Origin of the sequence: Ralstonia sp. UBA689, from assembly GCF_002298975.1 — a bacterium.
Lineage (GTDB): Bacteria > Pseudomonadota > Gammaproteobacteria > Burkholderiales > Burkholderiaceae > Ralstonia.
Window position 1 is genome coordinate 129,017 of sequence record NZ_DBMV01000024.1, and the last position, 13,651, is coordinate 142,667.

The 13,651-nt window shown below is 63.6% G+C and carries 10 protein-coding genes; 5 read left to right on the forward strand and 5 right to left on the reverse strand.

Annotated elements, in window-relative coordinates; all coding sequences use genetic code 11:
- Window positions 1-61: 61 nt before the first annotated feature.
- From B4F51_RS11800 to B4F51_RS11820, 5 genes are all read left to right on the forward strand, one after another.
- Window positions 62-811: a polysaccharide deacetylase family protein gene (locus B4F51_RS11800; RefSeq protein ID WP_414706756.1), complete on the forward strand. Its 750-nt coding sequence runs from the start codon at window positions 62-64 to the stop codon at window positions 809-811.
- Window positions 804-2,072, forward strand: coding sequence for a putative glycoside hydrolase (locus tag B4F51_RS11805; RefSeq protein WP_414706750.1), 1,269 nt, complete (start codon window positions 804-806; stop codon window positions 2,070-2,072). Before B4F51_RS11800 ends, B4F51_RS11805 begins: the two co-directional genes overlap by 8 nt.
- On the forward strand, window positions 2,027-4,420 hold the full coding sequence (locus B4F51_RS11810; RefSeq protein WP_296225677.1) for an exo-beta-N-acetylmuramidase NamZ domain-containing protein: 2,394 nt from the start codon (window positions 2,027-2,029) through the stop codon (window positions 4,418-4,420). Before B4F51_RS11805 ends, B4F51_RS11810 begins: the two co-directional genes overlap by 46 nt.
- A 204-nt stretch (window positions 4,421-4,624) precedes the next feature.
- Complete coding sequence (locus B4F51_RS11815) at window positions 4,625-5,911, forward strand: erythromycin esterase family protein (protein WP_296225679.1); 1,287 nt, start codon at window positions 4,625-4,627, stop codon at window positions 5,909-5,911.
- Between the two features lie 94 nt (window positions 5,912-6,005).
- A complete protein-coding gene (locus B4F51_RS11820; RefSeq protein ID WP_296225681.1) occupies window positions 6,006-6,671 on the forward strand; it encodes a hypothetical protein in 666 nt (221 codons plus the stop codon).
- A gap of 63 nt (window positions 6,672-6,734) precedes the next feature.
- On the opposite strand, the gene groL is transcribed toward B4F51_RS11820, so the two are convergent.
- The 5 genes from groL to ftsH form a co-directional block, all read right to left on the reverse strand.
- A complete protein-coding gene (gene groL, locus B4F51_RS11825) occupies window positions 6,735-8,372 on the reverse strand; it encodes a chaperonin GroEL (protein WP_296225682.1) in 1,638 nt (545 codons plus the stop codon).
- A 91-nt stretch (window positions 8,373-8,463) separates the two neighbouring features.
- Window positions 8,464-8,964: a BCAM0308 family protein gene (locus tag B4F51_RS11830; protein WP_296225685.1), complete on the reverse strand. Its 501-nt coding sequence runs from the start codon at window positions 8,962-8,964 to the stop codon at window positions 8,464-8,466.
- Between the two features lie 325 nt (window positions 8,965-9,289).
- Window positions 9,290-10,249: a DUF2950 domain-containing protein gene (locus tag B4F51_RS11835; RefSeq protein WP_349676280.1), complete on the reverse strand. Its 960-nt coding sequence runs from the start codon at window positions 10,247-10,249 to the stop codon at window positions 9,290-9,292.
- The gene (locus B4F51_RS11840; protein ID WP_296225687.1) at window positions 10,246-11,466 is read right to left on the reverse strand and encodes a DUF3300 domain-containing protein; all 1,221 of its coding nucleotides are present in this window, start codon (window positions 11,464-11,466) and stop codon (window positions 10,246-10,248) included. Before B4F51_RS11840 ends, B4F51_RS11835 begins: the two co-directional genes overlap by 4 nt.
- A gap of 137 nt (window positions 11,467-11,603) precedes the next feature.
- Window positions 11,604-13,544: an ATP-dependent zinc metalloprotease FtsH gene (gene ftsH, locus B4F51_RS11845; RefSeq protein WP_296225689.1), complete on the reverse strand. Its 1,941-nt coding sequence runs from the start codon at window positions 13,542-13,544 to the stop codon at window positions 11,604-11,606.
- Window positions 13,545-13,651 lie beyond the last annotated feature (107 nt).

The following is a 13,651-nucleotide window of genomic DNA, read 5'->3' on the forward strand; positions in this document are numbered from 1 at the left end:
TCGCCCACGGAGGCTTGTGCTGATGAGAAACGCGATCTCTCTGCTGTGCTTCGCCTGGCTGATGGTTTGTAGCTTGGGCGCCGGCGCCGAAGCGGCGCAAACGCAACGCCATGTCGTGGTGCTCATCTATCACCGCTTTGCAGCGACGGTGGACAGTGCCATGACGGTTCGCATGCGGACTTTCGAGGCGCATCTGCACACCATTGAGGCGAGCGGGTATCGCATCGTTCCGCTTGCCGACGTCGTCAATTGGCAGGAGGGCAGGCTGGATGCGCTGCCCGCGCGGGCCGTCGCCATCACGGTGGATGACGGGCATCGCTCGGTGTACGACACCTTGTGGCCGGCACTGCGCGGCAAGTCGATTCCCGTGACACTGTTCATCTACCCGTCGGCAATCTCGAATGCCTCGTACGCGATGACTTGGACGCAACTACGCGAACTGCTCGGCACCGGCCAGTTTGACGTGCAGTCGCACACGTATTGGCATCCAAATTTCCGGGTGGAGCGGGCACAGCGAAGCGTCGATGACTTCCGCCGCTTCGCCCGCGACCAACTGCGACGCGCACGCGTGCGCATTGAGGCGGAGATGGCGAAACCGGTGCACATGCTGGCATGGCCGTTCGGGATCCATGACCCGGAACTCGAACGCATGGCACAGGAGGAGGGATACACCGCAGGCTTTACGCTGGACGCGCAACCGGTTCAGCCGGGGCAACACACCATGGCGTTGCCGCGGTACCTGATCACCGACCGTTGCGGCTCACGGTGCATGACCAACATTCTCCAGGCTGGCGAGGTGCGTCGTGATTAGCTGGCTACGTGTGTGGATTGTCTTGGTGATCTTCTGCGCGGCCGAGCTTGCCGGGGCAGTGGAAGTCAGGGTGGTGGATGCATTGGATCATCACCCTGTGGAGGGGGCGAACGTGTACATGGCGGGAGAAAGCCATGTCACGGTTGCAGACGGTGTCGTTTCCATTCCGGCGCCCCCTGCTGGCGCACGCACCACCCTCAGCGTTCGGGCTCCTGGCTACGCACGTACCGAGCTGGCATTCGATACTGATACTCATGACGCCGCGGTTGATGTTCTGCTCAAGCGGATACGGCCCAGGGCGGTATATCTGTCCGTACAAGGCATCTCAAGCCGAGCCCTGCGCGATGCGGCGCTAGCGCTGCAGGGCGAGACTGCCATCAACGCACTCGTGATCGACATGAAAGGCGACCGTGGTGAGACGCCTTACCCGAGCACGGCGCGCGTGGCGGCCGGGGTTGCCCGCCCGCGCAACGACAGCGCCGCTCGCGCCGACCAGTTCGCCGCCCTGATCCAACGCCTGCGGGCTCGAGGCTTATATCTGATCGCTCGCATCGTGGTGTTCAAAGACGACCCGCTGGCCGATGCCCACCCCGAATGGGCAGTGCGCGACCGCGATGGCGCCGCCTGGCGTGATGGAGAGCAACAGCAATGGATCGACCCTACCGTGGAAGCGGCGTGGGCCAGCAGCCTGGATGTGGCGGAAGAGGCGGCCAGGCTCGGGTTCGACGAAATCCAGTTCGACTATCTACGCTTTCCGGATGCCAACGGCCTGCAGTTCAGCCAGGCCAATACAAGGGAGCACAGGGTCGCGGCCATCACGGGTTTTCTCGCGCAAGCGCGCGATCGGCTTCGCCCATACAACGTCTATCTGGCAGTGGACATCTTTGGCTACGTCTGCTGGAACCCCGACGATACGGCGATCGGCCAGCAGATCGAAACGCTGGGTGCCGTGGTGGACTACATTTCTCCGATGCTCTATCCGTCGGGTTTTACTTGGGGGTTGCCAGGCTGCCGGAAGCCGACCGAAAAACCCTGCGAGATTGTCGCGCGCTCCCTGGCCGAAGCGAAGCGACGCACCGGTTTGCCCGGCGTGCGTTTCCGGCCTTGGCTGCAGGCGTTTCGAGACTACGCTTTTGACCGCCGCGAGTTCGACGCCGAGATGATCCGTGCGCAAGTCGAGGCGGCCGATGCGGAAGACTCCGACGGGTGGATGCTATGGAACGCGCGCAACCGCTACGACCGCGCCAACTTGCCGCGTTAAGCGTGGTGTTGATCACCATGCTCCTCTGCTGGCCGCAGGCAGCGTGCGCCGTGCACGCATCCGAGGGTATCGAGCCGCTCGGCAGGGTTGTGCCCATGCAAGAGCTCGAAGCGGTGGTTTCCGCGCAGATCTCCGATGCAAACGTGGCTGGAGCGGTCGTCCTCATTGGCGATGCCAGCGGGGTACGTGAACGAATCGCCCTTGGGCAGCGGACGATCGGGCTGGCTCCGGAAGCGATGACCGACGACACGATCTTCGACCTCGCTTCACTGACCAAGGCGGTTGCCACTGCGACGGCAGTATTGCAGTTGACGGAGCACGGGCGCGTGGAGCTGGACGCGCCCGCCAGCCGCTATTGGCCCGCCTTTGGAGAGGGAGGGAAGGCGGGCATTACGGTGCGGCAGTTGCTGACGCACACATCCGGCCTGCCGCCCGGCCTCGTTTCGCGGGCCGCTTTCCGCAGCCGCGCCTCCGTTCTTCATGCCATCGCCGTCATGCCACCCATGGCAGAGCCCGGCACGCGCGTCATCTATAGCGACATCAACTATGTGGCGCTGGGCGAGATCGTGCGGCGTGTCAGCGGCGTCGCTTTGGACAAGTGGTGCGCCCAGAATATCTTTCGCCCACTCGGCATGCGCGACACGGCATTCCGGCCGGGCGGCAAGCTGATCGGGCGTATCGCCCCAACGATCTACCGGAACGGACGGTTGCTCAGAGGCGAGGTGCAGGACCCGACGGCCGCCGCACTGGGCGGCGTGTCCGGCAATGCCGGCTTGTTCTCAACTGCGGACGATCTTGCCCGGTTTGCCCGGATGCTGCTCAACGGCGGTCGTCTGGGGAACACTCGTATCTTGCAGCCAGCCAGCGTTGTTGCGCTGTCGACTCCGGACAGTTCGAGCGAACTGGATTCAACGCGCACGCTCGGCTGGGACGTCCAACCGCCGCTCATCCCCAACCGTTATCGCGCGCCCCGGGCCGGGCTCCTGCAACACCTTGGCTATACCGGCACCGGGCTGTGGGTGGATCTGGCGACGCGCCGATTCGTCATCGTGCTGACCAGCCGCCTTTACCCTGATGAGCGTGGCAACGCCATGCCGTTGCGTGAGGCGGTGCTGGGGCTGGTGTCGAGCACCGCGCCTGTGCTCTCGGGCGAGCAGATCGCAGCTCGCGCCCCGACCATGGCCGAGGCGGTTGCGCGCGCCGCACAACGCTTGCCCGCTGCAAGCGGGCCGGTGCGCACGGGTATCGATGTGCTGGAGGCAGCGGGTTTCGCACCGATTGTTGGAAAGCGGGTTGGATTGGTCACCAACCACAGCGGCTTTGACGCGCTTGGGCGACGCACCATCGATGTCCTGGCCCAAGCGCCCGGCGTACGCCTGACTGCCATCTTCGCCCCGGAACACGGCCTCGGCACCGACCTCGACACCGCGTTTGGCGAAAGCGTCGATACCCGCACGAAGGTGGTCGTCCACAGCCTCTATGGTGAGGGCAAGCGAATACCACCAGGCGCATTGTCTGATGTCGATGTGCTGGTGTTCGATCTGCAAGATGCCGGCGTGCGCTTCTTTACCTACCTCGCGACACTTGGGTACACGCTGGAAGCGGCCGCCGCGGCGCACATTCCGGTGCTGGTGCTTGACCGGCCCAACCCGCTGGGCGCAGACCTGGTCGGCGGCCCGGTGTCAGACACGGCGGATGGATCACTGACGAACTACGCGCCGTTGCCCCTCGTGCACGGCATGACGGTAGGGGAGCTGGCCAGGTTCTTCAACGACCGGCTCGGAATCGGCGCAGACCTGCACGTCCTGGCCATGGAGCGGTATGCCCGCTCGATGCGCTACCTGAACACCGGGCTGGGCTGGGTTCCGCCCTCGCCGAATCTGCGCGATTTCACTGCCCTTGAGCGGTACCCCGACGTGGGGCTGATCGAAGGCGCCGCCGTCAGTGTCGGCAGAGGCACGCCGGTGCCTTTCAGCGTGATCGGGGCGCCCTGGATCGATGGTGGTGCGCTGGCTCAGGAGCTCAATGCGCTGGATGCCGGCGCAACGTATGCCCCGATCCATTTCGTACCGGCTGAAGGCCCATATCAAGGCCGTTCATGCGCGGGCGTTGCCATCCAGCATCTATCCGCGCCAATCCTGCCCGGACGCATCGGGCTGGCGTTGGCGCGAGTGCTGTCGCAGCGCTATCCGGAACACTTCAAGTTGGAAGCGATCCGCGTTTCCGTTGGATCGCAGACGGTCTGGAACATGCTGCGCAATGGTGTGCCGCTGGAGACGATCGAACGTGTAGCGCAGGCACAGAGCGAAGCATTTGCGCGGCAGCGTGCGGCCTATCTGCTGTATTGATGCCGGCACGATGGCAGGGCAGGGCAGGGCAGGGCAGGGCAGGGCAGGGATGGGCAGGGCAGGGATGGGATGGAACCGGTGAAGCCGGTTTCGCGCAACACCGGCGTACCGCCTGGCCTACGGTTTGCGATTGCGCAAAGAAAGCCCGGCTGCGGTGCATAGACTGTTCATGTCTGTTGCTGCAAGTACGGGAGTGCGTCACCCATGGCCCAACCCCTCACCCCTTTTCTTGCCGTGCGCGATGCGGCCAGCCGACTCACTGGTGCCGTGGTCGACTACGAACGCCTGATCGAAATGGCGCGTGATAAGCGCTATGTCCTCCTTGGCGAAGCCACCCACGGAACACGCGAGTTCTACCAGACGCGGGCCGACATCACCCGGCAACTGATCGAGCGCTGCGGTTTTGATGCGGTAGCCATCGAGGGCGACTGGCCCGACGTATGGCGAATCAACCGCTACGTTCAGGCAGAGAGCAACGATACGGCGGCCGAGTCCTTGAGCGATTTCCGGCGTTTTCCGGAATGGATGTGGCGCAACCAGGAAACGCTGGACTTCATCACATGGCTGCGTGAGTACAACACGCCGTTGCCCGCGTCCGAGCGCGTTGGTGTCTATGGGCTCGATCTGTATAGCCTGTATCGATCTGCCGAGGCCGTGGTCGAGTACCTGGAGAAGAACGACCCGGACCAGGCGGCCGTGGCGCGCCTGCACTATGCGGCGCTCGACCACGTGCGCGAGCCGATGACGTATGGCTACGAGGCGGCTTCGGGGCTCAGATTGCCCGCCCAGCGTGAGGTGATCGAGCAACTGCGCAGGCTCAGGGCGAGCGAGACGAAGTTGATCGAGCAGGATGGCGTCGCGGCAGTGGATTCGCACTTCTTTGCCGAGCAGAACGCGATCGTCGTGGTCAATGCCGAGGCGTATTACCGTGAATCGTTCGGCCGGCGCGTCAACACCTGGAACCTGCGCGACGCGCACATGGCGCAGACTTTGTTTGCCCTGGCGGCCTATCGCCGCCGGCGCGGCGGTACGGGGCGCGTGGTGGTATGGGCGCACAACTCGCACCTGGGCGACGCTCGCGCAACGGAATCTGCGGGTCGGCGCGAGTGGAACCTTGGGCAACTCGTGCGGGAACAGGTGCACAGCGCCGCGCTGCTCGTCGGGTTCACCACCTATACGGGCCATGTCTGCGCGGCATCGGAGTGGGGCGGCGAGCCCGAAACGAAATGGGTCAGGCCCGCCCGTCCGGATAGCTGGGAACATTTGTTCCATAGCACCGGTCTGGATCGATTCTTCCTGCCACTTGGCGATGCAGCACCTGCGGTGTTTCGCGAGCCGCTGCTGGAGCGGGCGATCGGTGTTCTCTACCTGCCGAAGACCGAGTACGCCTCGCATTACTTTGAAGCCACCATCGGTGACCAGTTCGATGCGCTGTTCCACCTGGACGAAACCTCCGCCATCGAGCCGCTGAGCGCCGCATTGCTTTCCTGATCGTCGACGTGCAAGGTTGCTCCACATCAACGCCCTCCAGCACAGATGGGCCATTGTGGATAAAGGAATGCGTTGAATTCTTGAGGAGTCGATTATGCCGCGCATAGGCCACCTTCTGTCCGCCGCGCTGTTCGCTACATGTCTGGCATCCGTGGGCGTGGCGTCCGCCCAAGCGCCCGCACCGTCGCCAACGCCAGAAGCGCAACGCCAGGCGTACTCCGACTTCTGCACGCAATTGCGCAATGCGCGAACGCCGGCGGAGCGCCGTGCCCTGATGCACCGCATGCGCGACATCCGGGGCCCGAATGAAGCTGGCGGCATGCGCCGGCATATGCAAAACGGTCGACCCGGCGCAATGATGGATCGGCCGTCGTGGCGGGCCATGCGCGAGATGGGGTGCCTGGACGAGCCGGCCGGCGCTGGCGTGGTGACGCCGAAAATACAAGGCGGCGTTACCTACGTCTCGGGCGGGGTTGGGCAAGACGAGGTTGAAGCCATGCACCGCATAGCACGCGACTACAGCGTGCGTCTGACGTTCGTGGGCAAGGGTGGTGAGTATCTTTCCGACATTGACACACACATCCGCACCGCGCGCGGGGCCGCTGTGCTTGCTGTCGTGTCCGAAGGGCCGTTGCTGTATGTCCGCCTTCCGAGCGGCAGCTATCGAGTCAGCGCGTCTTACAACGGCGAGGAAAAGCAGACGACGATCACGGTGCCGGCACATGGCGCGGTGGTGCATACCATGGCTTGGCCGCACTGAGTAGCCTAGTGGGCGGATGCGATGGAACACTCGCGACCGCCACGATCCCGCCAACGTGCCGCGCTAGGCGTAGCCGGTATCGAACATTGTTGCGTTCGTGGCGTCACCCGCCCCGTCAGCCTGCTCCTGGCGCACGTTGGCGATCATGCAATCCGTGGTCAACAACAGAGCAGCGATTGAGACGGCGTTCTGCAAGGCGGTGCGTACCACCTTGACGGGGTCGACTACGCCCAATTCGAGCATGTCGCCATAGCGGTCGGAGGCGGCGTCATAGCCATGCGACCCCGCACCGGCCAGCACCTGATGGACGACAGCCTGTGCGTCGGCTCCCGCATTGGCAGCGATCTGCAGCATGGGGGCAGCCAGTGCGGTATGGACGATGCGGGCACCTGCGTGCTGTTCGACGTTGGGCGCTTCCCAGGCATCGATTGCAGCCCGGGCGCGGAGTAGCGCCACCCCGCCGCCGGGCACAATGCCTTCCTCAACGGCCGCGCGCGTTGCGTGCAATGCATCCTGGAAACGGTTCTTGCGTTCGTGCAGCGCCGTCTCCGTGGCCGCGCCCACCTTGATGACGGCAACCCCGCCACTCAAGCGGGCAAGCCGGTGTTGAAGCTGCTCGCGGTCATAGTCTGTCTTGGCCTCGGCAGCCTGCCCGCGCAGCAGCGCAATACGGCGCTCGACCTCGGCTTTGGCCGTATCGCCGGCAATGAGGGTCGTCGCGTCCTTGGTGATTTCAATGCGGTGTGCCTGGCCAAGGTGTTCGAGCGTGGCGTGCTCGAGCCAAACCCCCGTTTGTGACGAGATGATGGTGCCGCCGGTCAGCGCTGCCAGATCCGCCAGTTGCTCGGTGCGGGACTCACCGAAGCCCGGCGAGCGGATGGCGCAGTTCTTGAGCGTGCCGCGCAGGTTGTTGACAACGAGCGTGGCCAGCGCTTCGCCTTCCACGTCATTGGCAATGACAAGCAACGGTTTGCCCGTGCTGGATACGGCTTCGAGCACGGGCAGCAATTGGGCAACCGAGGCAATGGTGGCGTCGCACAGCAGCACCCAAGGCGCTTCCAGGATGACAGCGCGGCTTTCGGTCGTCGCAAAAAAAGGGGAGAGATAGCCGCGATCCACGCGCGCACCCTTTGCAATCTCCAACTGGTCATCCAGCTTGGAGCCATCTTCCACGCTGATGGCGCCATCCTTGCCCACCTGTTCAACCGCTCGCGCAACCAGCGAACCGACGGTCTGGTCTCCGCTGGCTGAGATCGTGGCGATCTGCCGCATTTCGTCGACCGTGGTGCAGGGCTGCGCCATATTGCGCAACTGCTGCGCGACCACTGCCCCGGCTGCTTCGATGCCGCGTTTGAGCTGCATCGGATCATGCCCCGCTTCCACGTACTTGACGCCTTCGGACACGATGGCATGCGCCAATGTAGTGGCCGTGGTCGTGCCGTCTCCGGCTACCTCGCTGGTGCGCACGGCGGCTTCGCACAGCAGACGCGCGCCCATATCGGCAAACGGCTCGCGCAATGAGATTGCACGCGCCACTACCACCCCCGAATTGGCAATCATGGGCCCGGTGCCGGGCTGTTCGATGATCACGTTGCGCCCGCCCGGCCCCAGTGTCACCTTGACGGCGCGGGCCAGCAGGTCGATGCCGTTGAGCATCATCCTGCGGGCGGCTTGATGAAAGACCAGGGTCTTGGCTGTCATGGTTGCCTTGTCATCGGTAAGAAGCGCCGCCGCGCGCACCCAAGCACGAAACGGAAGACGGGTTGCGGGCCACTAGTTGCAGAGCGCAACGCTATCGGGTCCATTGCACGTGCAGTTCGGTTTCGGCGTTGCCATAGTCGAACGTCAGATGCCCATGGAAAGCGTGATGGATTGCGTGGCCGATATCGCGGGCCAGGTGGAACCCTGTCGTCATGATTTCCGTGCCATCGGCCGTGCTCTCGACGGCCATGATGCGCTCCATCGGGTGATCTGCGCGCAACGCGGCTTCACGATGGCGGGCGAGCGTGAGTATTTCTTCTCGATGGGCCGTTTCGAAGTCGCCCGAGAGGCGGATTCGTGCCGCCGGCACGCGGTCCGCCGAGCGATGACATGCCGAGCAAACCACCGTGTTTGCGCCGGGTGGCGGATTTCGCCACTGCCATCGGCCCTTCAGAAAAACTGCTCCGCACACCGGGCAGCAGCTTGCCGCTGGTGTCTTGTCGGGTTGCCTGTAATGCTCATGGATCGGTTCAACGACAAACGGGCTCCAGCGTGCCGGTCGAATCCGTTCGGATTGGGAACGCAATTTCATGTTGACTCCTGTTGATCGCAGATCTGCCGATGCGCAGCGCACGCCGGTCTGACGTGTGCGTGCGGTTGGACACTTCTTAGATTAACCAGCCCGATGCGCTACGGGTTGGGCTGGATCAAGCGAACCGTCGACACTCGAAAAGACGCGCTTGCGACGGCACAGCAGGCATACGTTGGCGCGGCAGGATGACGGTCATATCGCTTTGGCAACATCGAACCCGGCAACCTCGGCAGGGCCCAAACGGATGCCCAGCAAGGTCGCCAGAATTTTGATGGCGGTGCAGCGGGCCATGATGGGTTGGGTGTGCCGGTGTTCGGCTGTTACCTCATGGCACCGCGGGCTTCCAACTCTCGTCCGGGTCGTACGCCCGCAAGTGGCGTGCGATTTCGGCGGTGCGCGGGCCGAGATTCTTTTGGTAGACGACGCCGTTCTGATTGACGATGAAGGTCATCACGCCAGACGAGCCGAATTCCGCCGGAAAGGCGACCAGCGCGAATCCACCCGTCATCCGCCCGCCCACGACATAGTCGTGTGCACCACCGGGCGCGTGCTTTCCTTGCTGGGTCAAGATATGGAAGAGATAGCCATGGAACGGAGCGCTCGTCGCCTTGCCTGCGGAGCCGTGGCTTCGGGCATTGGCTGCATCGGCAGCGGCGACGAGGGGCCCCAGAGGGCTGTCTTCTGTGCCGCCCGAGGCCTTCCAATACAGGCCATCGCGCTTGCCTTGTGAACTGGCAATGCGTTGTGCGAATTCGGGCTGTCCATCGGCGGTGCGGTGCGATGTGCCGTAGCTCAGTTGGGCTTCAACATACGCACGGCAAACGTGGATGGCATGGGCTTCGTGATGGCCGATGCGCCGATCGAGGATCTGCTTTGCGCCGGCTTTCGTATCAAAGCGCCAACGCGTTCCCTGCATTTCCAGCGGGATCGGGTAGGGCCAATCGTCTTTGCCCAGGATGATGACGGCGTGGCCGGCACCATCGTTTTCGATGCGATGCGCCTCGTCGTACGCGGCTGCAAGTCTGCTTCGGGCGATCTGTTCTCCGATCGGGTCGCCAGAGCGGACCAGCTTTGTCCCATCGGGGCCGAACAAAGCGAGCAGGGCTTCCGTGCTGCCGCTATGCCATGCCGATGCCAATGCCTCCGCAGCCTCCTCGGGCGAGGAAAACGCTTGCTGGGTGGGCCGGTCGGCCCACGTCGGAAGACACGTCATCAAGGCGGCCAGCGCAGCCAGACGCATGACAAGACGGCGCCAGTGAAACACTTCGCAGATCTCTCGCATCATCGTCTCCGATTGCCCCCAGCAGGTGCGGCGTGCGGTGCGGAAGAACCTCTGAACGCTGGCCCGCGCGGTTGCGGCGACGGGGCCGACATGCGGCTCGACTGCCCACGTTGCGCCTGGTTGCGCACGTCTGCACCGCGTCCGAACGACTCAAATGTGGGCGGGTAGCCGGGCGACTGCGCGCGTCGTGGAGGCGGGCGGACCGCAGGCGCCTGCCCCGGCGGACGTTGGGGCGGGCCTTGCGGTGCTCGGAATACCGGGCGCGCAGGTGCAACGGGGGAAGGCCGAATCACGGAGCCCGTCGGCGTGGCCGGTGACGTCGGATAACCGCGAAAGCCGCGCCGCACGTCCGGCGAGACAGCGGCGCCACCAAAGCGCCCCGCCTGCACCGGGCCGGGATACGGAACGCCATGACGATGCCCTGGGTCATGTGCCCAGGTCCCGCTCGGGGGCGTACGGTGGTGGTCGATGTTGCCGAAGCGTCCCCGGTCAATATCGATGTGGTGGCCGCGCCAGTTGAAGTGGCTCCAGCCCCACAGCGGGATGACCGCCGAGAACCCGACCCAGCCAAAGCCGATGCCGCCGACAACCACGCCGCCCCAGATGTCGGGAAAGAAGTAGGGCGGGTAAGCCGGATACGGCCATGGCGCGTAGACGACATACGGATCGTAGACCGGAACGTAGACGAGGTCTGGGTTGGTTGGCTCGATGATGATGGCACCGTCCTGCGTCGACACCATCGCCTCGGTTGTTGAAGCCAGTGTGCCGGCGGCTTGGGCACGGCTGCGCAGACGTTGTATCGAATCCATCACAGCGGCTTCGTCTGCGAGGAACGCGTTGCCGACGCGCTCCGTCCAGTCGAGGTTGTCGTCCATCATGTGCAGGAGCCCGGGAAACGGCACCAGCGATTTCACGCTCGGATCCCATGGCAGCGGCGCGAGTGCATCGGCCAGTCCATTGCCGCTGAGCCCCGCGTGGCCTGGATCCTGCAACCAGCGATCAGCCTGGACCACTTCGAGCGGATACGTGGCAGCCATGAGGATCTGGGAAACAAGCGCATCCGGATACAGGGCGATGGGAGCCAGCATCTGGTCGAGCTGCTCAGCCGTCGCTTGCGGCGGATCGTTTTCAGGAAGGTCTTGCTGAGAGAACGCCGTGTTGAACATCAGCAACAAGAAAGCCAGGGCCACTGCCAGCGGCTTCATCGATCTCGCTTTCATTGACTGCCTCCGCAGGAAACCGGAACGGCCAGCCGTCGAACGGACGGGTTCCTCTTGCGTTCAATATTGGGGCAGCCGCTCCGACTGCGCTTGATGCGCATCAACGCTGGCCAGCATCTGCCCCCGGGCCGCCGGACTCAGGGGTCTCTCCGGTCACGCCCGGAGATTTCCGTGGACGATGCATTGCTGGGCCCACCACCCGGCTTGGGGAGCGGCATGGTTGTGACCTTGTCCGACAGGATCATGTCCAGGTCTTGTCGATCGACCACCTCCTTGTCGAGGAGCAACCGAGCCAGCGCTTCGAGCTTCGCGCGCTGGCTTTCCAGCGTGGCCGTCACACGCGTGGTTGCATCGGTCAGGACGTTGCGTACCTCGGTGTCGATCAACTGGGCCGTGTGTTCGCTGTACTCCTTACGCTCTCGCTGCGGCCATCCCGTGCCGGAAAGGAGTGGGTTCGGCACGTCTTCGTACGTCGCCAGCCCGAGTTTTTCGCTCATGCCGAATTGGGTGACCATCTGGCGGGCCATGTCGGTGGCTCGTTGTAGGTCGTTCTGCGCGCCAGTCGACACGTCGCGATAGACGATCTGCTCGGCAACGTAGCCGCCCAACAGCACGTCGAGCCGGTCGAGCAGCTCGCTGTGCTTGAGCAGGTAGCGGTCTTCCGTGGGTGTTTGCTGTGTGTAGCCGAGCGCGGCGACACCTCTGGGGATGATGGAAACCTTGGAGACGCGATCCGCCAGCGGTCGATGTTCCGCAACGATGGCATGACCCGCTTCGTGGTAGGCGATGGTCTCCTTTTCCTTGGGATTCATCACGCGGTTCTTTTTTTCGAGCCCGCCAACGATACGGTCCAGCGCTTCGTCAAAATCTGCCGTCTCGACGGCTGCTTTGCCTTTGCGGGCCGCCAGGAGCGCGGCTTCGTTGACGAGGTTGGCGAGGTCTGCCCCGGCAAAGCCTGGGGTTCGGGCGGCGATCTTGTTCAACTCCACGTCGCTTCCGAGCGTGACGTTCTTGACGTGAACCTGAAGAATCTGCTCGCGCCCCTTGAGATCCGGCCGGTCCAGCGCGATATGGCGGTCAAACCGGCCCGGGCGCAATAGCGCGGGATCCAGTGTCTCGGGGCGGTTGGTGGCCGCCATGATGATGACGCCCTTGTTGCTGTCAAAACCGTCCATCTCAACCAGAAGCTGGTTCAGGGTCTGCTCGCGCTCTTCGTTACCGCCGATCATGCTCAGCGCGCGGGTTTTGCCCAAGGCGTCGAGCTCATCGATGAAGATGATGCACGGCGCCATGGTTTCGGCCTGGCTGAACAGATCGCGCACGCGCGCGGCGCCGACGCCCACGAACATCTCGACAAAATCGGAGCCGCTCATGCTGAAGAACGGGACAGCGGCCTCACCCGCGACTGCCTTGGCCAACAGCGTCTTGCCCGTGCCGGGAGCGCCGACAATCAGCACCCCTTTGGGAATCCTGCCGCCCAGGCGCTGGTATCGCTGCGGATCCTTCAGGAAGTTGACGATTTCCGACAACTCTTCCTTGGCTTCATCGATACCGGCAACATCGGCAAAGGTCACACCGGTCTCTTTCTGCATGTAGACCTTTGCCTTGCTCTTGCCGATCCCCATCAAACCGTTGGCGGCGCCCCCCATACGCCGCATGAGGAAACTCCAGACGGCAAAGAACAGGAGCGCAGGCACCACCCACGAGAGGATGGAACTTAACCACTTGTTGTCGGGGCGACCAACGAAACGCACCTTGGCGGCTTCCAGCTCCGGGATCAGTGCCGGATCGTTCACACGAAGTGTGGTGAAGGCACGATCAGCCTTACCTGTGCGGCGTATCTCATCGACCTGCTGCTTCGTGAGGAGCGTCTCGATGCCCTCAGTGGAAAACGTACCGGTGATGTCCTGTTCACCAATGGATACATCCTTGAGCTTGCCCGATTTCAGCAGGAGCTTGAAATCGCTGTAGGGAAGCGTCTCGAACTGGTCGGACACGAACAGCGTCTGGACCGCGAGCATCATCAATATGACCGCGATGGCGTACCAGAGAGAAAACCTTTGCTGCTGCGGTTCCATGCCGTCTTGTCCTCTGTCGGCGTCGCTCAATGTCGAACTGTCGTGATGAACATACAAGGCCGGCATTCATCTTCGCGCCTTCACCCGGCGGGCAGTTGATGCGGATC